Genomic DNA, 22,854 nt, shown 5'->3' with positions numbered 1-22,854 from the left:
GAGTTAAAGGATATATAAGCGTTTTCTCAGAAAAATAGGTAGTTACGATCTTCCTAGGATGCAATTGAGCTAGCCAAAGATATCTATGAACTAAAATAAGCTCTGAGCATGCTACAATATCTGGCAACGGCAATAAGAGAGAAGGTATGAAAGAGGTGATCGTGAGATGGATGGACCTTTCTTCCCGCCTGGTCCCCCGATAGGCTGAATCTACCTCAATTTTTAGGAGAGAACCAATAAAATCCATTTTTGCTGGTATATGGATTTAACTGAAAAAAATGTCGTATCATTTATATATGGGGACGCCCCCCCATCCGAGGGGTCGCTCTGAAGTACGTGCTCATCTCCAGGTGCGATCCTGCTCAGGAGCTCTGGGAGCTGGAACCCCTCCGCCATCTAAACTCAATCATAGAGAGGAGGATCGGCAAACAGTGGATCTTACTGGCGAATTTCTCCGAAAGTCTGAGGACCTACAGCCTGGGGTTCTGCGTGGAGCTTAGGGAGGAGCCCCCTGATGAGAGTCTGGCCACGCTCTCCCTGACGCCAGATGGAATGAGGCTCTCCCTAAGTTGGAAGGAGCTCTCACTGGGGAACCCCTCTGCGGAGACGATAATACCCATGGACATCTCAATGATCAGCATCTTCTCATTCCAGAACCCTAAGTTGGTGATCGAGGAGGGGCTCGCGTCCAGGATCCTATTTTACGCTAATCCAGCGATATGGTCGGACCCCTCCTTGGTCGGGGTGGGGATCTCATCTGCATACGAGAGGCTATCGGAGGAGCTGGGGCTTGGAAGGAGGTATGAGTCCTTCGCTAGGGCCCTCCTCTTCCTGTGCGGAATCGAACATATCCCTGAGATTATGAAGGCCTTCATGGCGCTCTCCTCACTGGGCATATCCCCTCCCATATCCAAAGCGGAGCTCCTCCATACTCCGGACCTGTCGCCCGCTGAGATGAAGGTCCTGAGAGCCCTTTGCATCAAGGAGGCGATTGACAGGATTCCCAACCTGTCAGATAGGCAGATGGCCTCCCTCCTCTCCGACCTGATCGGGTTACCCAGCGCCCAGAGGGCGAGGCTGCAGAGATCCCTATCGAGCAGGGGGCTGAGGGAGGGGCTCACCCTCACGGAGCTGTCCCTGGTCACGGGCATCGATAAGGCCTACCTCTGGAGGTACGTGATACCGGGGATGACGAGGGGCTGCCTGCTGACCGCGGAGAGGGACAGCATGAGGGGGAAGGAGGTTAGGGTCTACAGGCCCAACACCCATGTGACCTTCGTGAGCGATCTGATCCTGACTTACGGCATGAGGATCTCCAGTCTTTTGAGCAGGATCCCCTGATCAAATCCTCTCCAGCCTAGCGATGACCTCCACCTCACCCAGTTCCACGTCACCGTCCCCGTTGGAATCCACCCAGTGGAGCAGGTATAGCTGATCCTCAAACTGGTTAGCCCTCATGAAGATCGAAGCCGCCAGGGTTCCGAATCTGGTGAAGCCCTCGCCCACCACCACGAACCTGCCCTCCCATCTAAGCCAGTAAACGACCGCGTAATCCTCCCTGCCGAACGAGATCTTTAGATCGTACTCCTTCGACTTCACGTAGAGCTTGGCCTCGCTGCCCCTCAGGAACATGGACACGCCAGCTATGGAGTTGAACTCCAAGACGAGGCTGTTCGCCTTGGGACCCCCTAGGAGGACCACGTTATCGTTAGGCAGGCTCCCCGCCCTCCTGGCCCTCTCGCTTATCATCTTACCGGCCCTCTCATCGTGGGTGCCGTAAAGCACCTCATAGCTCTCTATGCCCCTGGGCTTGTTCGGTATCACCGTCACCCTCAGTTCCCTCACCTCAGAGCCTGCGTTGGCCCTCAGCAGCCAGATTCCCTCTGAATCCGGTGTGAACATGAGCGAGAATTCGCCGTTCCCGATCAACCTCGGCCTAAGGATCATCTCACTTCCATCCGGTCTCCTTATGCTGATGTTGACCTCAACCGAGGGTGGCTGCACCTCACCTCTAACCTCCAGGGCCTCGCCAACCACAGCAACCCTGGGTGCTCGGAACTCCAGCTTGAGGACGGGTGTCCTGGAGCCCACCTCCTTCACCTTAGCTATCGTGTAGGAGACCATCTCCTCTATCCTAGGATGACGCTGAGGATCCACCACCTCAACCAAATTCCCCCGCTGGTCTATTATCACCACTGACGCGGTGTACCTTATGCCGAACCTGTCTATCGCATGCCAGGCCTCGGGTAGCAGCAGCCATCCCCTGGGAGGGGATGCGGCATCGAAGGCCCTCTTGTCCTCGGCCCAGCCCGTGCTCGAGAGCGGGTGAATCGGATCGAGCATCACCACGGCCAGGACGTAATTCCCGCTCAGTAGCTCCTGATCGGATTTCCATGCGCTCGATAGAGCCGGAAGGAAGTCCTTGCAGTGAGGGCAGGTCGTCTGAGCGACCAATATTATAACAACCTTACCCCTGAGATCGGATAGGCTGAAGCTTCCCCCTCCGTAGACATCCGCTTCGAAGTCGATGGCATGAAGCGTGAGCGTGGATACCATCATGAGGCCCAGCATTAGAGCGACTCGCCTCAATTCCGGTCCACCCCTGGCCTCTTCAGCCGCTATATTAACTTGACTCGATGATCGTCAACGCCCCCAGTTCATCCAGGCTAAAGGGGCCGGGAGATGATCCCAGGGATCACTTGACCCTCAGGTAGCTCCCCACCTGGAAGAAGCCCTTGCCCCAATTGTGGAGCGGTATGTTGATCTCCCTGAAGTTCCACCCGGTCCTCTCGCTGAAGAACCTGCCGTCGGCCCTCGCCGAGACCACCTCCCCCAGGACCAGCTTCACATCACCTAGTTCCAGCTCCCCCTTTAGCCTGCACTCCAGGACTCCTATGGCTTCCCTGATGACGGGTGCATCCACCTCCCGGCCCTTGACGTGATCGAAGATCGATGACTTATTCTCCTCCCTCCCGCTCCTGCTTCCGACGAGGTAAAGCTTATCCAGCATGGATGATGGGACCACGTTCACTGAGAAATCGCCGTACCTCTCGATCAGCTCCAAGGTGAGAGCTTCCTTCCCTATGGCCACCATGAGTGAGGGCGGTTCCTCCCCGACGGGGCTGACCCAGCTCGCCGCCATGAAGTTGACCCTCTCCCCCAGCCTGCCGCTGCCTATGACGTAAGCCGGCCTTGGGTGGAGCAGGAGGTAGAATCTCCTCACCTCTATCATCACTCCAGCATGATCCCTCAAGCTAAATACATTTTGATGGAGCCATCCGAGGATGCCTCAGGATCCTCGATCCCCCTGGACCACGAGCCTGTACTCCCTCTCGATGAGGCTCTGCGATATGTCGAGGTACACCTCGGTTGTTCGCAGGTTACTGTGGCCGAGTATGTGCTGCAGCACCCTGGGGCTCCCGCCCTTGGAGAGGAACCAGACCGCAAATGCATGCCTGACGGCATGTGGATGCGTCTTGAGGAGCCTGGCCACCCACCTTCTGATCGTCCTATCGCTCACCGGGAAGACCCTCTCATCCCTCCTCTCCAGATTCCTGAGCAGCGACTCCGTCCTCTCGGTGAAGTAGACGAAGCGGCTTTTATCCCCCTTTCCCCTCACCAGGGCCCTCTTATTGCCCAAGTCCAGGTCATCCCACCTCAGGGATACGAGCTCCCCCACCCTCATCCCTGTCTCAGCGAGCATCATTATGGCAGCCCTGACGAGGGGTTTCGCGTCCTCCAGCAGGCTCTCCACCTCACTGTACGTCCTGATCAGTGACTCGTCCACCTTGGGAGGGGGGGCAGGAGATCTTATCTCCTTGGCCAGGGCCCTGGCCTCCTCGCTCAGATCCTTCCTTCCGGCGACCTTGAAGAGCCTGGAGAGCATGTAAAGCTGCTGCTTCAGCGTCTTCCTGGAGATGGTTGACTCCCTCCTGGAAGCCCATATCCTCACGTGAATCGGCTTGGCTTCGCTCAGGGGAACCATGCTCAGGAATGAGAGGAACACGAGCCTGTACTTCCTCTTGCTGGATTGGGATAGGCCGGCTAGCGCGGCCTCCACGAGCTCCTCCATCTCTCTTTCACCACATGGCCCCTCAAACTCCAGCCAGCCCCTGCGGCTCCAAACTTAAAAGGAGGGTAGATGCCCGATCCTCCGGGGGATCGCCTCAGGGGCCCGGTCCCGTAGGCTCATAAATCGGCATCCCCCTCCGATGCCTCGCTGAGCCTCTTCATGAGGTAGAGCATGCTCTCAGCCGCGAAGTATATGCTCTCCAGAAGGGACTCCTTGGTGAAGTGGCAGGAGTCTATGTCGTGCTCCACGACCACTATATCACCATTGAGGGACACCTTGCAGGGCACCCCCCTGTCGGCTATCTCCCAAGAGGCCTTCAGGGCATCCAAGGCCCTCTCCCCAAGCGATATAGGGGGATTGGCCGAGGCTATCACGTAGACTATGCCCCTCTCCTCCTCGGCCATTATGTAGACGATCACCTCCCTTCCCTCATCCTCCACCATGAGTATGAGGGCACCCTCCCGCTCGGCCAGCTTGACACCGGCCTCCCTCAGCATGGATTTCGCTTCCTCAATAAGCATAATCCTCACCTAACTTCCTGAGGAAGGATATCACTGCATAGAAGTTCCTCATGAAGGATTGTCTTATGCACCTGGTCTTGAGAAAGGATGTCACTATGATCTCGTTGCCCTCCCCGAGATGATATGAGGCGAAGTTCATCCTGAAGTTCTCCTCCAGAAGCTTACGGGCCATCTTCTCGGTAGGTATGAAGGGAGGATCCGTCTTACCAACGATCACGGTCATATCGCCATCCAGAAGGACTATGAGCATGTAGGAGAGCTCCTCCCCCTTGAAGTATGTTATCAAGGCGTCCCCCACCCTCCTGTAGTCTATGCCCTCCTCCTCCAGTATGTCCTCTACCTCGTCAAGCCCTCCCATAGGGTTATGTTGCATCGATCCTTACAAAAGCTTTTTTCTCCTCCCCGGGCCGTGGCCCGGGGAACCCCTGGTGATCCATTCCCCAGTCGGAGCCCTTCGTCAACGTTTATATCCGTGTCCGTGGGATCTGAATGGATGAGAGTCGCCCTGGTGATGCCCCCGACGCATTCCTCGGTTAAGGAGGTGCTCGGGGTCAACGGGGTACCGCTGGGCTTGGCTTACCTGGCCTCCATCGCCAGGGAGGAGGGGCATGAGGTGGCCATCTTCGATTTCCCCTCGATGAACGCCGACATAAGCTCCTCGGGACGCATCCTCAAGGGATTCGATCCCGACGTCGTCGGCATATCAGCGACAACCCCAGCAATATATGATGCTTATGATTTGGCCGGGATCTCGAAGGAGCTGAATGAGAACGCCGTCATCATATTGGGTGGACCTCACGTCACCTTCCTCCCGGACCACACGCTCAGGAGCTGCCCTCACGTGGACGTGGTCGTCAGGGGGGAGGGGGAGGAGTCGTTCAGGGAAGTCCTCAGGGCTCTTGAGAAAAGTGATATGAATCTGAGCTCCCTCAGGGATGTAAAGGGGATATCCTACAGGGATCCCGAGGGAGGGGTGAGGCACAACCCCCCCAGGCCCCTGGTCGGCCGGCTTGATGACCTCCCGATCCCCGCCTATGACCTGATAGACTGGAACCTCTACAGGGTCAGGAAGCTGAGGTATGGGGTCCTTATGACCTCCAGGGGATGCCCATTCAACTGCATCTTCTGCTCATCCTCCCTCCAGTTCGGGAAGATCTGGAGGGCCCACAGCGTTGATAGAGTGATTGAGGAGCTCAGGATCCTGAGGGAGGATTTCGGGATAAGGGAGATCGAGTTCCTGGATGACACATTCACCTTGGACAGGAGGAGGGCCCGGGAGGTTTGCGAGGGGATCCTGAGGGAGGGCCTCGACGTCAGCTGGAGCGCCTCCTCCAGGGTGAACACGTTCGACAGGGAGACCGCTCAAGCGATGAGGAGGGCGGGGGCCCACACCATCTACTTCGGGATAGAATCCGGCACTCAGAGGGTGCTGGACTTCATAGGGAAGGGGATAAAGCTTAGTCAGGCCGTCGAAGCGGTCAAGACCGCTGCGGAAGCCGGGCTCAAGGCCCTCGGCTCCTTCGTCATAGGTTTCCCCATAGAGAGGGAGGAGGACATTGACAGGACCATAGGCTTCTCCAAGAGGCTCGGCCTCGATTACGCCCAGTTCACCGTTGCAACCCCCTATCCAGGGACCAGACTATGGGATTTCGCCCTCAGGAACAGGCTCCTAATCACTCTGGACTGGAGGCTTTACACGACGGTGAATGCCGTGATGAGGGGCCTCTACCTGACGGCTAATCAGATTCAGAGCATGCTCGTTAAGGCTTATCTCACCTTCTACCTCAGGCCGAGGTACCTCCTCAGGGACCTGCTCAGGTTCAGGGAATCCCTGGTGAGGAGGGCCCTCCCGAGCATATTGAGGGCCATCTGGAACTTCATTAGGAGCGGGAGCTCCAGGAGCTCCTCTGAGGGCCCTGATCTCGATGGGCTCATCGAGGAATTCTCTGACCATGAGGAGTTATGAGGCTCAGCTTATCTGTTCGCGGGGCTCCAAGCTGGCTATTCAAGATCCTCATCGACTTGCTCCTCGGCCTGAGCGACCAGCCGCGCCACCATCGCCGAACGAAAGATTTTTAAGTGGAGGCTCAGGGGGGCCGCAGGTGATATGATGAGTTACCGGAGATGCCTCGTTTGAGTGAGAGTATCTCCAAGCTGGTCCTCGCATACTCCGGTGGACTTGACACGACCGTGGCCATAAAGTGGTTCTCCGAGAACGGTGTTGAGGTCGTCACCCTGACGGTGGAGCTCGGCCAGGGAGCCGAGCTGGAGGAGATAGAGAGGAGAGCCTATGAGGCCGGGGCCGTGCGTCATTACAGCTTCAACCTCGTTGATGAGTTCGCTCATGATTACATAGCTCCGGCAATACTCGCAAACGCCATGTATGAGGAGGAGTACCCCATATCCAGCTCGCTCTCCAGGCCCCTCATAGCCTCAAAGCTCGTGGAGGTGGCGGAGAGGGAGGGCGCCGACGCCGTCGCCCACGGCTGCACCTCCAAGGGTAATGATCAGGTCAGGTTCGCCGTGACCGTGAGGTCCCTGAATCCCAGACTCAAGGTGATAGCCCCAACGAGGATATGGAGGACGAGCAGACATCAGGAGCTTGAGTACGCGAGATCCAGGGGTCTAAGGATCCCCGAGAGCCACAAGAGGTACTCAATAGATTCCAACATCTGGGGTAGGAGCGTAGAGGGCGGGCCAATCGAGGATCCCTGGAACGAGCCCCCGGAGGACGCCTTCGAGTGGACGGTTCCCCCTGATAGAGCCCCAGAAGAGCCGGAGTACTTGTCGATTGAGTTCGATAAGGGGCTCCCTGTGGCCCTAAACGGGGAGAGGATGAGGCTGAGCGAGCTGATAGTCAGGCTCAATTCCATCGCTGGAAGGCACGGGGTCGGGAGGATAGATCACATGGAGAGCAGGATAGTCGGTTTCAAGAGCAGGGAGGTTTACGAGGCCCCCGCCGCGGTCACTATAATAAGGGCGCACAAGGACCTTGAGAAGGCGATTCTGACGAGGAGGGAACTTCAGTTCAAGTCCTTAGCCGATAGGGAGTGGACCAACCTAGTCTACGAGGGTCTCTGGAGCGAGCCCCTCAGGGAGAGCCTCCAGAAGTTCATAGAAAACATGAACGAGCACATCTGCGGTGAGGTCAGGTTGAGGCTCTTCAAGGGGAGCCTGATGGTGGTCGGAAGGAGGTCGGATCTCGCCCTGTATGACGTGAGCATAGCGGGCTACGATGAGGGATGGTACCCCACTGACGAGGAGGCCAGGGGCTTCATACAGGCCTGGGGTTTATATGCTGTGACATCGAGGGCTGTGAGGAATGTACAGAAAACCGGGGCTGGGGGAGCAGGAGGGCTGGTTGCTTAAGTTCACCTCATCGCTTGAGGAAGACAGGGACCTATTTAGGGCAGCCGTTCTCACTGCCCTGGCCCATCAAATTCATCTTTTTGAGCTGAAGCTAATACCTGAGGAGGCCAGAATCACAATCTCCCTTCTCCTTGATGCCCTGAGCAGGGAGGAGGAGATACTCTCCGGAGACTTCGAGGACGTGCACGAGGCGCTGGAGAGCTGGTTACTGGAGAGGGCTGGGGAGATGGGCGGCTGGATGGCCTACGGGAAGAGCAGGAACGATCAGGTGGCGACGGCCCTGCGGTACTCAGCCGTGAGGGAGCTAATAGCGATCCTCTGGGAGATAAACAGACTTAGGGGAGCCCTGCTGGACTCCGCCCTCTCAAACTTGGAGCTAGTGATACCGGCGTTCACGCACCTCCGACCGGCCCAGCCCTCCACGGCCTCTCACTACCTCCTCTACGTTGAGCAGGAGCTCTTCCACCATTACAGGGTGATATGGCACGTCCTGAGGCAGGTCGTGGACCTCTGTCCCCTGGGCTCAGGGCCGGCCGCCGGCAGCTCGGTCCCCCTGGATAGGGGGAGGCTCGCCGATCTGCTCGGGTTCTCCGGAGTGGAGGGCAACACCCTCCTGGCCACTGGGAGCAGATCCTTCGAGACACTGACCCTGGCCGTGCTCTCCTCCCTCATGGTGACCCTTAGCAGGGTTTGCGAGGACCTAATAGTGTGGTCCACCCCGGGATTCGCCCTGGTGGAGCTTCCGGAGGATCACGTCTCCACGAGCAGCATAATGCCGCAGAAGAGGAACCCCGTGACGCTGGAGGTTGTGAGGGCGAAGGCCGGGGAGGTCATGGGATCCCTCGTCACGGTGCTCTCGATAGTGAAGGGACTGCCCAGCGGTTACAATCTGGACCTACAGGAGACCAACAGGCACTTCCTGGAAGCTCTGAGGAACGTGAAGGAGTCCCTAAGGGTTCTCTCAGACCTAGTGAGGAGGATCAGGTTCAGGGAGGCTAGAGTTGAGGAGACACTGGCTCAGCTCGCCGCGGAGGAGATAAGCAGGAGGAGGGGGATCAGCTACAGAGCAGCTCATTCCCTGCTGGCCTCGGCACTCAGGGAGTCGGACTGGGACCTGAGGAGGGCATTGAGCAGCTTGGGACTTGAGATCCCGAGCTTCGAGGAGGCGATAGCCACGAGGGTCAGGGGAGGTCCCAACCCAGAGGAGCTCAGGGTTGAGATAGAGGCTAGGAGGAAGCTCCTGAGGGATGACATATCGAGGCTGGCTGATTATGAGGCTGAGAAGACAGAGAGCGAGAGAAGGTTATTGGACATAGCGAGGAGGATCTCATCCGGCTCCTCCCCCTGATCACCCCCGGCAGGATCCTTGGGATCTCAGCTGATCCAGAGAACTTTTTATCGCTGCTCAGGGGCCGGTCGTGAGGAGTCTATGCTGAGGGAGAGGGGGGCGAGCAGATCCAGGATAGCATCAGGCGTTGCCGTGGTCTCGATAGCCGCCAGGCCCTTCCCCTGCCCCCATGGAAGATGCCTCTACTGCCCTGGTGGGGGGAGAACGCCCCAGAGCTACGTTGAGAGGAGCCCCGTGGTGATGAGGGGGTCCAGGCTCGACTACGACCCCTACCTCCAGGTGACCCGGAGGCTCCAGGACTTCTCCAGGTCGGGCGTTCATCCATCGAAGGTGGAGCTCATAATAATGGGTGGCACCTTCAACGCCCAGCCCTTCGATTACCAGGAGTGGTTCGTGAAGAGGGCCCTGGATTCCATGAACAGTTACATGGGACCTGAGAGGATATCAAGGAACCTCTTAGAGGCCCAGGAGCTGAACGAGGTGTCTTCAGTCAGGTGCGTCGCCATGACCCTGGAGACCAGGCCCGATTGGGCCATGGAGGATCATGTGGACAGGATGCTCTACCTCGGGTTCACCAGGGTCGAGTTGGGCGTTCAATCCCCGTTCGATGACGTCCTCCTCAGGGTGGGGAGAGCTCACACCGTGGGAGAGGTGCGCAGGGCCACCAGAGTGCTCAGGGACGCGGCTTACAAGGTGGGCTATCACCTGATGCCGGGCCTTCCAGGCAGCGATCTGGATAGGGATCTCGAGGCCCTCAGGATGATCATAGAGGACCCGTCATTCAGACCGGATGCCCTTAAGATATACCCGACGCTCGTGATAAGGGACACCCCCCTCCAAAGGATGTGGGAGAGAGGGGAGTACAGGGGCATGACCGATGAGGAGTTCGAGGAGTACCTGATGAGGGCCCTCCCCATGCTTCCCAGGTGGATGAGACTCCAGCACGTTCAGAGGGACATACCTGAGGAGTTCATAATCGCCGGACCGAGGAGGAGGAACATGAGGCAGCTTGTGGAGGAGGCCCTCATGGCGAGGGGGATCAAGATAGAGGAGATGAGGTTCAGGGAGGCTGGTAGAGTATCCAATAAGGGAATTGAGCCTGATTACGATTCCGTTAGGATGGAGATCCTCGAGTACGAGGCTGGCGGGGGTACTGAGTTCCTCCTCTCACTGGTCGATAGGAGAGACGTCCTCATGGGGATACTGAGGCTGAGGGATCCCTCCCCCCTGGCCCACAGGTGGGAGGTCGATGATAGGACGAGCCTCATAAGGGAGCTTCACGTCTACGGGCAGATGGTCCCCATAGGTGAGGCGCCCGGACCCCACGCGCAGCACAGGGGCTATGGGGCGATGCTCGTCAGGGAGGCCGAGAGGATCTCATCCGAGGAGATGGGAGCGAAGAAGGTGCTGGTGATAGCAGGGATAGGGGCTAGGGAGTACTTCAGGAGGCTGGGCTACAGGAAGTTGCCTGGATCCTTCTACATGTGGAAGGAGTTAGCCGGCTGATGCCCAGGAATCCCAGCTCTCCTCATAAATCTCCTCCACGGAGTCCATTAGATCCAAAAGATTCTCAATCGTAATTGGCGGGAATATCCTGAGATTCAACGTCCCGTAAACTCTCGAGAGGAGGGACTCAAGGTCATCCAACAGGTATTCGAGCTCCTCATCGTCGTAGCTCAGGGGGGCATCACCGCCCAGCACGATTATCGGTATGATGGCCCAGGTAAGCCCTCCAGTACCGCCTCCCAACCTGTTGGGCGCCGGGATCATGCCGTTGGACGAGTAAGGGTTGAGGACGTATACATCCGACCTAAGGCCCCTCCTCTCCATCATCTCCACTAGGGCCGCGGAGTTAACCACTATCTCATCCAGCTTCATCCTCCCTAGGATGTCGCTCAGGTAGTAGAGTGCCGGCACTATCACGACCCTAGCCCCATCCATTGGGGGGAGCATCCTCCTTATCACAGCCGCTATCTTAGCTGCTTCCTCATCGCCGATGCTCCTCAGCGGTACCTCGCTCATGAGCACGGGGATAAGTAGGAGATCCCTCGACTCCGATGACAGACCCATCCCCCTTCCGAGGAGGTGTCACTCATAAATTTTATCCGCTCATATCCCCGCAGTGGTCCACAGAATTTTCAATATTTTTCATGGGAATGACCGGCGTACCCCTAATTTCTACACCATGTCATCTCAGGCTCCGGGAGATGGGCGGCCCCACTCCCATTCCCCCGGCTTGTCTATCTGGAACCCACCCCTGGGCTCCGGTTTGGATGTCAGGCTGTAAGTGAAGGTCAGTGAGATGTCGGCCCTCATCAGGCATATGTCCCCCCTCAGCACCAACCCACTCTCAGGGTCAACGTAAAGCTTGGTTATGGTCGATACGTTCTGCATCGGATAATTTGACGTCGAGTTTGTGTAGTTAAAAGCCTTGCTCGATCCCCAGGCTGTTTTCAGCTCGGTCAGACCGTTATTCACCATCAGGACGGTCATGTTCTCGTACAGCAGGGAGGGAAGATTTATGGAGGTCACACCAACCAGTTCACGCGGAAAAGCGATCATGTGAAAGAACACCTCACCGCATTCGCCCTCCGAGGTTCCGTTCTTTGTGCATATCACGAAGTTCGGCCATGTCAGGTTCTTGATCACCACAGACTCTATTGAGCTGTTCACTGGGGAGCTCGTGTTGCCGTAGGACAGCCTGATCTCCTCCTCCCACGTTATGACGGAGCCCTCACCCACGGAGAATGTGAGCTTCCTAGCCGATGAATAGGCTTCTTCAAAGCTCCTGCCAGCCGGCTGGCCCCCCCTGAAAATTAGGAGACCCATCATCAAGGCCGCCACCAGGATGATAGGAATCAGGACCAGTAAGGACTTTCTCATCACGCATCCCTGCACCCGGCAACCCAGTAATATAAACTTTCCCGAGCGTGCCGGTGGCACCGAGCCACTCAAGTAAAAATTTATGGAGAGCCCCCATCAGAAGACGAAGCTCTCAGGCTCCAGAGATCTACCGACCACCTCCAGCCTGTCCGTTGGTATCCTCTCCCCTCCGAAGAGCTCCGCTTCCCTCTTACCCTGAACAAGAGCCGCAGCTATCCTGCCCACGGCATCCCCCTTCATTATCCCGCTGCCGCTGTCGCCAGTGGCCACGACCATGTTGGACCTCCTGAAGACGACAGGGTTGTGATCCACCGAGTTTATCATGTAGAGACCTCCCCACATGTTGTCCACCCTGGCGCCCTCGAGCTGCGGGAAGTACTTCACGACCACGGGGTATATGTTGTCATAGTAGAATGACTCCTCGGGCTCATCGTCCGTCGAGAAGGGTCTTATCTCGTCTGAGAGGGCCAGCCAGAGAGTTCCATCCCTCTTATCCGCCCTTATATAGTGCTCGGTCGGGAGTATCGTGAAGGGTAGCACCCCCTCCTCGTTGAACCCTGTTGTGTAGAGGAGAGCCCTCTGCTCCTCTGTTCTGGGCCTTATCGTGAATATCTGCCTCTTCTTGGGTTTTGATATGCAATCTATCCCTATGGGATCTAGGAGAAGGTGTGTCCATCCCCCAGCCGCAATGACAAGGTTCTTCGCCCTAAGGACACCTTTGTTAGTCTCCACTCCAGGGAACCTCACCTTCTGCCAGGCCCTAGGTTCCCTTGGGATCCCCAGCTTGACCTCTGGCTCGACTATTATGCTCTCCACCTTCGTGTTGAACTGGAAGTTTCCCCCCATCTCCTTTATCCTGTCCCTGTAGTAGTAGGCGAGCTTATCGGCATCCATGTAACCGCACTTGTAGCCGAATATCCCGTACTCAATTTCCTTAACGTTCAGCAGTTCAGCCTCCTCATCACCCGGGAACTCGTAGTTCATCTTCAGCCTCTCCTTGAGCTCCTCCCTCCTGTATATCCTGACGGCTCCCATCTTCTCGAGCATCCTAGCAACTTCAGCCACCTTCTCAAATTGATCCTTGCTTCTCAGGACCAGATAGCCGACCTTCATTATCCCCAGGTCGTAACCCTCATTCTCCTGAACATGCAGGAAGAAATCAACGGATGTACCCGCAAGCAGCCTGTTAGTGGCTGAAGTGAACAGGTTAGCCCTGAATGCTGCGGCGCTCTTAGCAGTGGCTCCCTGACCAACGTCCCCCATCCTATCCACTATCAGGACGCTCTTCCCGGGATTTTCGCGGAGGTAATGATAGGCCGTCGAGAGCCCGAATACGCCCGCACCCACGACCAGCAGATCAGCCTCCAAGATACCACCGATGTTTTGCGGCGATAAATATTAAAAATTTATCAGTGAGCGGGGGTGGGTGCGCAGGTTGGTGGTCAGGGAGAGCTTCGCTCTGCTTCCATCATACGTCCCCGCGGTAATGTATGCAATACTTGTTCCTATAGCTATTGCTTTCATATATGGAATTTACAGGGTTTTCGCGAGGTTCGAGCTCTGGAAGGCCCTGAGATCGCTGAACACCGGCTCCTTATCCAGGGGTTTCAGTCGCGTTATCACCCAGAGGAGGGTCATAGAGAAGCTCAAAGGTTTTCCACACATCTTCCTCTTCTTCGGCACCCTTCTTCTGTTCTTGGGAACCGTGACCGTCTTCCTGGAGACGGATGTGCTCAAACACTTCGGTCTCTTGATCCTCAAGGACACCTCTTATTTCCTATTCGAGCTCATCATGGACCTATCAGGCCTAATCTTCCTCATCGGAGTTCTGCTCCTCCTCCCAACGAGGGAGAGGGAGGGGAAGCTGCTGCTCCTCGGTCTGCTCTACATAGGGATCTCCGGCTTCTTGATGGAGGCCACTAGAATATCCTCCTCACCGAATGAGGCATCTATATACTCATTCATAGGAAATTCCCTGTCAGGTTTGATCGGGAGCTCATTAAGAGGATTATATGAGGCTATTTGGTGGAGTCACGCCATTTTGGCTTTCATCATGATAGCTTACCTTCCCTACAGCAATCTCCTTCACTCCCTAACCTCTCTGGTGACCTCCTCGCTTGAGGAGGATGGCGTGGAGTTCCCGAGGGAGCCCTTCCTCCTTCAGGATGTTGAGAACGTGGAGGAGCTGAGGGTGGGATTCGAGAGGCCGGAGGAGCTCCCCTGGTACGAGAAATACAGATTGGCTGCTTGCGTCAAGTGCGGGAGATGCACGGATTCCTGCCCAGCCAATCAGGTCGGCAGACCGCTCTCCCCTAGGGACGTGGTCATAGGGCTGAGGGGATCCCTGCTGGGAGCTCACTATGAGCTCAGGGATGAGACTGTTTGGTCCTGCGTGGCATGCGGCGCTTGCTCCCTCTCCTGTCCCAATTACGTCAAGCCCCTAGATTTCCTGATGGAGAGGAGGCGCAGACTTGTTTTCGATGGCAGAATAGATAAGAAGATGGGTGAGCTTGTAAACAGCCTCAGAAGGTACAGGAACTCCCTCTCAGTTCCGCAGAGAGGCAGGCTTAGCTGGCTGAGCAGCGATGAGGATCCTGATTACTACATCTGGGTGGGATGCCAGTACTCCTTCGATCCGATCGGCAAGAGGATCGTCAGCAGGCTGGTGGAGCTCCTGAGGAGCTCTGGGCTGAGGATAGCGACCTTCGGGGAGATGGAGACCTGCTGTGGGGAACCCGTGAGGAGGCTGGGTGAGGAGGGAATGTTCCAGGAGTTCGTCATGGCGAATTCGGAACTCTTCAAGGAGCTAGGGGTCAAGAAGCTGCTCGTTGTTTGTCCCCATGGACTCACGGTCTTCAGGAAGGAGTATCCAAGGATCGTGAGGGACTGGGACGTGGAGGTGGTCTCGCACGTGGAGCTCCTGGCGAGGCTTCATGGGGAGGGCAGGCTCAAGCTGAGGCAGATCGACGATCTGACTTTCCATGACCCATGCAACCTATCGAGGTACAATGGCATAGTTGAGGAGCCCAGGTCGGTGCTCAGGGGGTTGAGGGGATACAGGGAGATGAGGAGAAGCGGGAAGGACACCTTCTGCTGCGGTGCTGGGGGAGCCAACTACTGGTACCAGGGCGAGAGCTCGATGGCGAAGGAGAGGGTCAAGGAGGCCCAGGAGATCGGAGCTAAGAACGTGGTGGTTGCCTGTCCCTTCTGCTATGCCATGATCAATGATGCCATCAAGGGTATGGGAGCGGAGGACCTCAGGGTCCTAGAGATCTCTGAGCTTTTAGAATGACCTCCCTCTGTTTTTCCTTAGCCTAGGCCTAGGATTAGCACCCGTGAGGCTCATGGGATCGCGGGAGCGCGGCCGGAGAACGCGATGAGTGGGTCATGAACATGATCGTTCTCATCCGTTTAACCAAAATCATTTCAGTTAATTCAATTTTTTGTTAAAAGAATTTAAAGAATTATCGAATCTAATTAGTATTTATTTTCAGTATCCTCACAACCCCCTGCAACGCTTAAATTCTCACCGGGCGCGCAGCTGAGGTAATGCTGGATGCCAGCGATAGTCGTCGTCGGCATGCAGTTCGGTGACGAGAGCAAGGGCGCCGTCGTTGATTTCCTAGCCGGGTGGGCGGATCTCGTCGTGAGGTACAATGGGGGAAGCAACGCCGGTCACACGGTCGTGGCGGAGGGCTCGAAGTACAAGTTCCACCTGATACCCTCGGGCGCCGCCAGGGGTAAGAGGTGCGTGATAGGAGCCGGTGTCGCATTCGACCCCGAGGTATTCATGGAGGAGGTTGAGGAGCTCAGGAGGAGGGGGAAGAAGGTCGACATACTGGTGTCCCTCAAGGCCACCCTGCTGCTTCCCTACCACAGGGAGCTGGACGCCTCCCTGGCGGGCGACTCGCTGGGCACGACGAAGAGGGGGATCGGCCCCGCCTATCAGGATAAGATGGCCAGGGTCACGGGCCTGAGGGTGAAGGACCTCTTCAGTCGCGAGTTCCCTGAGAAGCTCAGGAGGGTGCTTGAGCTCAAGGAGGCGGAGCTGAGGAGGGCCAATGTCCTGAGAGGAGATATGGAGAGCTATTACGGCGATCTCCTAGCCAGGTCGAATGTTTGGAGGGAGTTCCTCGGACCCTTCGTCGGGGACGACCACATAGAGGTGAACGATGCGATAGCGAGGGGTAAGATGGTCGTATTCGAGGGGGCCCAGGGAACCCTGCTCGACGTGGACCATGGCACATATCCCTTCGTCACCTCATCGAGCACGATTGCCGGAGGGGCCTGCACGGGCGTCGGAGTGAGTCCCCTGGTCATAGATGCCGTTCTTGGGGTCTGCAAGGCCTATACTTCCAGGGTGGGGGCAGGACCCTTCCCAACGGAGCTCTTCGGTGAGGAGGCCGATCGCATAAGGGAGAGGGGAGGGGAGTACGGGACGACGACCGGCAGGCCCAGGAGGGTCGGTTGGCTCGATATCCCCATGCTGAGGTACTCAGCCCTGATAAACGGCGTGGGCTACCTGGCCATAAGGAAGCTGGATGTGCTCTCCGGCATCAGGAGGATAAAGGTAGCCGTTGCCTATGAGCTGGATGGGGAGGAGCTCAGGGTAGCCCCTCCCTACGTCGATGAGATGAGCAGGGCTAGGCCCGGCTACGTCGAACTGGAGGGCTGGGAGGACCGAGACTGGAGGGGAGTGATTGATGAGGGGTGGGAGGGATTGCCCGAGGAGATGAAGGCCTACATAAGGTTTCTGGAGAGGGAGTTGAACGTGAAGACTGTCCTAGTTGGGCTGGGCCCGGAGAGGGAGATGACCATCACCACGCCGGCTTTCGATGAGCTCATCGGCTCCCTGACCGGAGTTCGCGCGAGGGAGCCAACAGTTATATAGGGATCACGGCAGGGGATTGAAGGGTCCCGATAAGGAGCAAGCTCACCGAGAGGATTTCTTCCCTCGATTCTAGACTCATATTGGCACTTGATTTCCCATCCAAGGGAGTTAAGGAGCTTTTGGTGGCTCTCAGGGACCTAGCTGTCGGGGTGAAGGTCGGTTTCCCCATAACACTATCGATGGGGTTCGATGGCGTGGGGAAGCTCGTGAGGGAGTTCCCCGAATACTACTGGATAGCCGATTACAAACTGGCCGACATCCCTGAGGTCGTCCAGCACATAATCGGCCACTTGGAGGGGATGGGATTTGATGCGACAATATTGCACCTATTCACAGGGCACAGGAACTATGAGACCGCTATGGATCTTATAGGGGTAGCTGCCATGAGTCATCCCGAGGCCAAGCTCTTCAGGAGGGACTTCATCAGGCTGCTCGAGGAGGCCGAGCTCTTGGGAATTGAGGGAATCGTGGTTGGTGCGACCAGGCCGGAGATGATAAGGGAGGCCAGGAGGAGGCTGCCAGGTGTAAGGATATTCTCCCCCGGCGTGGGGGCCCAGGGAGCGGAGCCGGGATCCGCGATAGAGGCGGGCGCGGACCTCGAGATAGTCGGTAGGAGCATCCTCAGGAGTGAGGATCCTATCGAGGAAGCGATGAGGATCGTTGAGGCTCAGAGGGGTGTCATCCATGGACGCGCATGAGCTGGGGGTTCTCCTGCTATCCAGGGGGATGCTGAGGTTCGGCGAATTCACGCTCACATCCGGGAGGAGGAGCAGCATATACGTGGACCTCAGGCCGCTTCCCTCCTTCCCGGAGGAGTTCCTCCTCATAGCCCAGGAGATCTCAAGGAGGATCGGACAGGGGGACTTCGGTGTTTGCGGAGTGGCCGTCGGAGGGCTTCCCCTGGCTACGGCAGTCTCATTAAACTTGAGGAGACCCCTGATATATGTTAGAAGGGAGAGGAAGGAGCACGGAACCGAGGGCCTCCTCGAGGGCTTCTTGAACAGGAGGAGCTACGTCATAATAGATGACGTCGCCACCACCGGTGGCTCGATCATGCACGCGGCCAGGGTAATCAGGGAGGCGGGCGCCGATGTTAAGGAAGCCTGGGTCGTTGTTGACAGGATGCAAGGGGCCTCTGAGAGCCTGAAGGAGGAGGGAATCATCCTGAGGAGTTTAGCAACTCTACCGGAGATTGTAGAGATGCTCCTGGACTCCCTCCCGGATGGGTATAGGGAGCACGCCCTGAGGTACCTGAGGGAGGTCGGGGTATGAGCCTTAGGGGTAGGGATGTCATCTCCATATCCGATTTCAAGAGGAGCGAGTTGGAGAGACTCTTCAGGGTGGCCTCATCCAGGTTCCAGGGGGATGAGCTCAGGGGGAAGGTCATAGCGATGGCCTTCTTCGAGCCGAGCACTAGGACCAGGTTCAGCTTCGAGACGGCCACTTTAAGACTTGGGGGGAGTTATATAGGGTTTGAGGCCGCGCAATCCACCTCCCTGGCCAAAGGAGAGAGCTTTTCTGATACTATAAGGATGCTAGATGCCTACTCCGATGGAATAGTGGTGAGGCACAGCATAGAGGGGGCCGCAAAGCTGGCAGCTGAGCTCGCGGAGGTCCCCGTTATAAACGCGGGGGACGGCACGAAGAATCACCCCACCCAAGCGATGATAGACCTCTACACCATATGGAGGGAGAGGGGGGGAATAGATAACCTTACTTACGGGGTTCTCGGAGATCTCAGATACGGGAGGGCTGCCGCGAGCTTCCTCAGGGCCCTCAACCTTTACTCCCCGAGGAAGGTCTACCTTATATCCCCAGAGAGCCTCAGGCCGAGGCAGGAGCTGCTGGACTCCCTGAGGATACCTTGGGAGTTCGCCGATCTCAAGGAGGTCATCTCAGAGCTGGACGTGCTCTACGTGACCAGGGTGCAGAAGGAGAGGTTCCCGGATCCTGCTGAGTACGAGAGGGTCAAGGGCAGCTACAGGGTTGATGCATCACTGCTCAAGGAGGTCAAGGAGACCCTGATGATAATGCATCCGCTTCCCAGGGTGGATGAGATATCCATCGAGGTCGATTCAACGCCCTACGCCTACTACTTCAAGCAGGCGGCCAACGGGGTCCCTCTGAGGATGGCGCTCCTTTCGGAGGTGATACCTTGAAGGAGGAGCTTGTGGTCAGGAGGATATCCGATGGCAGCGTGATAGATCACATACCAGCCGGGAGGGCGCTCAGGGTGCTCAAGCTCCTAGGCATAACCGGGGAGAGGGAGGGGGTTGTTGCGCTCGTGATGAACGTCCCGAGCCGCAAGCTGGGAAAGAAGGACATAGTCAAGGTGGAGGGGAAGGAGCTGAGCAAGGAGGAGGTGGATAAGATATCGCTCATCGCACCCAGAGCGACCATAAACATAATCAGGAACTATGAGGTCGTCGAGAAGAGGAGAGTTGAGCTTCCTAGCAGGATAGTCGGGATACTGAGGTGCATGAACCCGAACTGCGTGACTAATGCCCCTAGGGAGGCCGTCAAGCCGACCTTCACCCTAATATCGAGAGATCCCCTCAGAATGGTCTGCGAGTACTGCGGTGAGTACCTGACGGAGGAGGAGATCGTTGAACAGCTCTCAGGCATATAGAGTGATGGAGGTAATGGAAGCTGAGGAATTGAGTGGCAAGGTTAAGAAGATAGTCTTGCGGGGGAATCTTGGCTCCTCTCCAGGTCAGTACGTCATGGTTTGGGTTCCGGGAGTTGGAGAGATCCCGATAAGCGTGGCCAGAGAGCTGGAAGAAGAGGTCTGGCTCTTGGTGGCTAAGGTGGGCAGGGTCAGCTCTGCCCTTCACTCCCTGAGGGAGGGGGACCTCCTCTGGCTGAGGGGGCCCTATGGAAGGGGATTCTCGTCAGCGGAGGGCAGGATCTCCCTGATCGGCGGGGGCTACGGCATCTCCCCACTCATATTCCTGGCCGAGAGGCTGAGAGCATCTGGGAGAGTCGAGCTGAGGTTTTACGCTGGTTTCAGGAGTGGGAGCGATGTCATCTTGGATGATCTGCTCAGTTCGATCAGCGATAGACTTATACTCGCCACCGAGGACGGCTCAAAGGGGCTTAGGGGAAGAATCACGGAGCACGTCGACTTCGACTGGCCGGACAGGATATACGCGGCCGGTCCCGAGCCTATGCTCGTCGAGGTTGTGAGGGAGTCCCTTTGGAGGGGAAAGGCGGTTGAGGTCTCCCTAGAGAGGCTGATAAGGTGTTCCATAGGGATATGCGGATCCTGCTCCCTGGATCCCCTCGGGATACTGGTCTGCAGGGACGGCCCCGTCTTCGATGGGAGAATACTAGCCGCCACCAGGGACTTCGGGAATTACTGGAGGGTTTTCGATGGAAGAAAGATCAGCCTGAGGGACTTGCATGAGGTGATAAGATGAAATGCTTCTGCGGTAAGCTGATGCTCCCCACCGGTTTTCTGGATGCCTGCATCGAGGTGGAGGGCAGCGAGATAGTCAGCATATCCAAGGTGATGAGGGGCTGCGAGCAGGTGGATCTGATACTCCCGGGCATGGTTGACCTCCACGTACACATGAGGGGGTTGAATCAGAGGCACAAGGGGGATTGGAGGTCCGAATCCTCAGCCGCTCTGAGTGGGGGTGTTACGGTCGTCGCAGACATGCCTAACAACTCGCCCAGGATAGATAGCGCTGAGACCCTCGCGATGAAGTTGGAGGAGGCAAGGAGGGAGAGCCTCGTTGATTTCTTGCTCTACACGGCCTACCCATACGTGGCCGAGGAAAGCTTCGTCATAGGCGTGAAGGTCTACCCTGAGGACATGGGGAACGACATGAGGGAGGTGTTCAGGAGAGCGGCTCAGCTGGGTAAGGAGGTAGTGGTGCACGCGGAGGACCCCATCGCCCTGATGGAGGCAGATGAGGCTCATGACCTGATGGAACATCCCATTGCCAGGCCCGAGATAGCTGAGGAGATCGCCGTGACCAGGGTGATCTCACTTGCCATGAGGTATGGGACCAGGCTGAGGATAGCCCACGCAACCCTCCCATCGACGCTGGCGGCCGTGAAGGAGGCTAGGGTGAGGGGATTCGAGGTGAGGGCCGAGGTGACCCCCCATCACCTCCTCTTCAGCTCGGAGGATGCTGAAAGACTGGGGAGTCTCTTCAAGGTGAACCCGCCGATCAGAAGACCGGAGATCAGGAGAGAGCTCCTCATGATGGTTAAAGCTGGTTACGCAGACTTCCTGGTCACGGATCACGCGCCCCATAGCCTGGAGGAGAAGTCGAGAGGCTACGATGAAATGCCCCCCGGCATCCCATGGCTCGACTCCTTCGCCCCCTTCCTGGTTCAGTGCGTCGAGGAGGGCTCGCTCCCTTTCAGGGCCCTGCTCATGTACAGCTCGGAGCCGGCCTCGCACTTGGGCCTGAGGAGGGGATCCCTCTCGCCCGGGAACCTGGCTGACTTGGTCATCCTGAGGAGGGAGAGGTGGGTCCCCAGGGCTGATGACCTCTACACCAGGGCTGGGACGAGCCCCCTGCTCGGTAGGGAGCTCAGGTGGAGGGTGGATAGGGTCATCCTGAGGGGGGAGATCGCCTTCCAGGATGGGCCCATCGTTCCGATTGGATTCGGCGAACCTGCCCTCTGAGGAGAATGAGGTGCCACCATGAGCCCTAAAAATCGATGCTAGAGCCCCGCTTGTTGTTCTGAATCCTCTTAGAAGCTAGCTAGGAGCCAAGCCCAGCAGCTCCCTGACCCTGTGTATCCTCAGAGTGTTGGTCTTGGCCCTTCCGTGTGGATGGCCGTAGGTCACGACAACGCAATCTTCCTCGGATATCAGTTCATTATCCAGGCAGTACTTCAAAGCCTTCTCGATAGCCTCCTCCGTATCTAGACCCACATCCAGTATCTCGATTCCCCATGTCAGCGTTAAGATCCTGCTAGTCCTCGGATCGCTGCTCAAGGCTATGATCCTAGCTCTAGGTCTGTGCCTGGCCACGTGCCTCGCCGTGTAGCCGGAGTAAGTGAAGCATAGGATGAGGGGACAGTTCAAGGTCTCTGAGGCCTCTACGGCGGCCCTTCCGATGAAGGAGGGCATCGTATCGACGGGGAAATCAAGCTTTATGTCAAGGGAACTCTCAGCTGCCTCGCATATCATCCTCATCCATCTCACGCTCAGAACGGGGTACTTCCCGATGGCTGTCTCCGCTGAGAGCATGACGGCATCGCTACCGTCAAGGATCGCGTTATAGACGTCAGTCACCTCGGCCCTCGTTGGAACCGGGCTGGAGACCATCGACTCCAGCATCTCCGTTGCAGTTATCACGGGCTTGGCTTGCATGTTGGCGAGCCTTATCAGCTTCTTCTGAACGGTGGGGACCTCCTGAAGCGATATTCCAACCCCTAGATCACCTCTCGCCACCATTATCCCATATGATTCCTCCAGTATCTCCTTTATTCTATCAACGGCTTCTCTTGTTTCTATTTTGGATATTATCGCTGGTGGATCATCCGTGAGGGATTCAATGAACCTACTAGCCTCCAGAACATCATCCGCAGACTTGACGAAGGATAGGGCTATGAAATCCACCTTCTTGCTCACCGATAGCCTTATCGCCTCCTTGTCCTCCTCAGTGAGCCCCCTCATATCGAAGGGCTTCGATGCGTGCACTGACCTCTTGTCCCTCACGAGCCCACCCTGAATCACCTCGCACTTCAGCAGCTCATCCTTAACCTCCCTCACCCTAAGCCTCACCCTCCCCCCGTCTATGTAGAT

At 57.0% G+C, this 22,854-nt stretch carries 22 protein-coding genes; 13 read left to right on the top strand and 9 right to left on the bottom strand.

Features of this window, described 5'->3' with window-relative positions:
• The first annotated feature begins 336 nt into the window (after positions 1–336).
• A complete protein-coding gene (locus tag BA066_01100) occupies positions 337–1,341 on the top strand; it encodes a hypothetical protein (protein ID RDD54081.1) in 1,005 nt (334 codons plus the stop codon).
• On the opposite strand, the gene BA066_01095 is transcribed toward BA066_01100, so the two are convergent.
• The 5 genes from BA066_01095 to BA066_01075 form a co-directional block, all read right to left on the bottom strand.
• Positions 1,342–2,589 carry a hypothetical protein gene (locus BA066_01095; protein ID RDD54080.1) on the bottom strand — a complete coding sequence of 416 codons (1,248 nt, stop codon included), beginning with the start codon at positions 2,587–2,589 and terminating at the stop codon, positions 1,342–1,344. It lies immediately after the preceding gene.
• A 106-nt stretch (positions 2,590–2,695) separates the two neighbouring features.
• On the bottom strand, positions 2,696–3,232 hold the full coding sequence (locus BA066_01090) for a flavin reductase family protein (protein RDD54101.1): 537 nt from the start codon (positions 3,230–3,232) through the stop codon (positions 2,696–2,698).
• A gap of 57 nt (positions 3,233–3,289) precedes the next feature.
• Positions 3,290–4,072: a hypothetical protein gene (locus BA066_01085; GenBank protein RDD54079.1), complete on the bottom strand. Its 783-nt coding sequence runs from the start codon at positions 4,070–4,072 to the stop codon at positions 3,290–3,292.
• 116 nt (positions 4,073–4,188) lie between these two features.
• Entirely contained in the window at positions 4,189–4,593 is a 405-nt protein-coding gene (locus tag BA066_01080; protein RDD54078.1) for a hypothetical protein, read from the bottom strand.
• Complete coding sequence (locus tag BA066_01075) at positions 4,583–4,951, bottom strand: hypothetical protein (GenBank protein ID RDD54077.1); 369 nt, start codon at positions 4,949–4,951, stop codon at positions 4,583–4,585. Before BA066_01075 ends, BA066_01080 begins: the two co-directional genes overlap by 11 nt.
• 135 nt (positions 4,952–5,086) lie before the next feature.
• On the opposite strand from BA066_01075, the gene BA066_01070 reads away from it, so the two are divergent.
• The 4 genes from BA066_01070 to BA066_01055 all read left to right on the top strand — a co-directional run bounded on the left by BA066_01070 (position 5,087) and on the right by BA066_01055 (position 10,816).
• Complete coding sequence (locus BA066_01070; GenBank protein RDD54076.1) at positions 5,087–6,559, top strand: radical SAM protein; 1,473 nt, start codon at positions 5,087–5,089, stop codon at positions 6,557–6,559.
• 167 nt (positions 6,560–6,726) lie between these two features.
• Positions 6,727–7,962, top strand: a complete 1,236-nt coding sequence (locus BA066_01065; protein RDD54075.1) for an argininosuccinate synthase — start codon at positions 6,727–6,729, stop codon at positions 7,960–7,962.
• A complete protein-coding gene (gene argH, locus BA066_01060; GenBank protein RDD54074.1) occupies positions 7,916–9,310 on the top strand; it encodes an argininosuccinate lyase in 1,395 nt (464 codons plus the stop codon). Before BA066_01065 ends, argH begins: the two co-directional genes overlap by 47 nt.
• A gap of 81 nt (positions 9,311–9,391) precedes the next feature.
• Positions 9,392–10,816, top strand: coding sequence for a tRNA uridine(34) 5-carboxymethylaminomethyl modification radical SAM/GNAT enzyme Elp3 (locus BA066_01055; GenBank protein RDD54073.1), 1,425 nt, complete (start codon positions 9,392–9,394; stop codon positions 10,814–10,816).
• Here the strand turns inward: BA066_01055 and BA066_01050 are convergent.
• From BA066_01050 to BA066_01040, 3 genes are all read right to left on the bottom strand, one after another.
• The gene (locus tag BA066_01050; GenBank protein ID RDD54072.1) at positions 10,805–11,380 is read right to left on the bottom strand and encodes a hypothetical protein; all 576 of its coding nucleotides are present in this window, start codon (positions 11,378–11,380) and stop codon (positions 10,805–10,807) included. The genes BA066_01055 and BA066_01050 overlap by 12 nt on opposite strands.
• 123 nt (positions 11,381–11,503) lie before the next feature.
• On the bottom strand, positions 11,504–12,193 hold the full coding sequence (locus BA066_01045; protein ID RDD54071.1) for a hypothetical protein: 690 nt from the start codon (positions 12,191–12,193) through the stop codon (positions 11,504–11,506).
• 96 nt (positions 12,194–12,289) lie between these two features.
• Positions 12,290–13,573, bottom strand: a complete 1,284-nt coding sequence (locus BA066_01040) for an FAD-binding oxidoreductase (protein ID RDD54070.1) — start codon at positions 13,571–13,573, stop codon at positions 12,290–12,292.
• Positions 13,574–13,628: 55 nt separating this feature from the next.
• On the opposite strand from BA066_01040, the gene BA066_01035 reads away from it, so the two are divergent.
• The 8 genes from BA066_01035 (at position 13,629) to BA066_01000 (ending at position 21,726) form a co-directional block, all read left to right on the top strand.
• Complete coding sequence (locus tag BA066_01035) at positions 13,629–15,485, top strand: (Fe-S)-binding protein (protein RDD54069.1); 1,857 nt, start codon at positions 13,629–13,631, stop codon at positions 15,483–15,485.
• Positions 15,486–15,749: 264 nt separating this feature from the next.
• The gene (locus tag BA066_01030) at positions 15,750–17,084 is read left to right on the top strand and encodes an adenylosuccinate synthase (GenBank protein RDD54068.1); all 1,335 of its coding nucleotides are present in this window, start codon (positions 15,750–15,752) and stop codon (positions 17,082–17,084) included.
• A gap of 29 nt (positions 17,085–17,113) precedes the next feature.
• The gene (locus tag BA066_01025; GenBank protein ID RDD54067.1) at positions 17,114–17,782 is read left to right on the top strand and encodes an orotidine-5'-phosphate decarboxylase; all 669 of its coding nucleotides are present in this window, start codon (positions 17,114–17,116) and stop codon (positions 17,780–17,782) included.
• Entirely contained in the window at positions 17,769–18,356 is a 588-nt protein-coding gene (locus BA066_01020; protein ID RDD54066.1) for an orotate phosphoribosyltransferase, read from the top strand. Before BA066_01025 ends, BA066_01020 begins: the two co-directional genes overlap by 14 nt.
• Positions 18,353–19,243: an aspartate carbamoyltransferase gene (gene pyrB / locus BA066_01015; protein RDD54065.1), complete on the top strand. Its 891-nt coding sequence runs from the start codon at positions 18,353–18,355 to the stop codon at positions 19,241–19,243. The genes BA066_01020 and pyrB overlap by 4 nt, the downstream gene beginning before the upstream one ends.
• Positions 19,240–19,713, top strand: coding sequence for an aspartate carbamoyltransferase regulatory subunit (locus BA066_01010; protein ID RDD54064.1), 474 nt, complete (start codon positions 19,240–19,242; stop codon positions 19,711–19,713). The genes pyrB and BA066_01010 overlap by 4 nt, the downstream gene beginning before the upstream one ends.
• A gap of 1 nt (position 19,714) precedes the next feature.
• Positions 19,715–20,503, top strand: coding sequence for a dihydroorotate dehydrogenase electron transfer subunit (locus BA066_01005; GenBank protein RDD54063.1), 789 nt, complete (start codon positions 19,715–19,717; stop codon positions 20,501–20,503).
• Positions 20,500–21,726 (top strand): hypothetical protein, encoded by a 1,227-nt coding sequence (locus tag BA066_01000; protein RDD54062.1) that lies wholly within the window; start codon positions 20,500–20,502, stop codon positions 21,724–21,726. Before BA066_01005 ends, BA066_01000 begins: the two co-directional genes overlap by 4 nt.
• A 75-nt stretch (positions 21,727–21,801) precedes the next feature.
• On the opposite strand, the gene pyk is transcribed toward BA066_01000, so the two are convergent.
• Positions 21,802–22,854: pyruvate kinase (pyk, locus tag BA066_00995; GenBank protein ID RDD54061.1), on the bottom strand; the 1,053-nt coding region annotated here is incomplete at its 5' end.

It is taken from the genome of Candidatus Korarchaeota archaeon NZ13-K, from assembly GCA_003344655.1.
GTDB lineage: Archaea > Korarchaeota > Korarchaeia > Korarchaeales > Korarchaeaceae > Korarchaeum.
The sequence above is the reverse complement of the archived record's forward strand: the minus strand, read 5'-3'. Positions and strand labels throughout refer to the sequence as shown.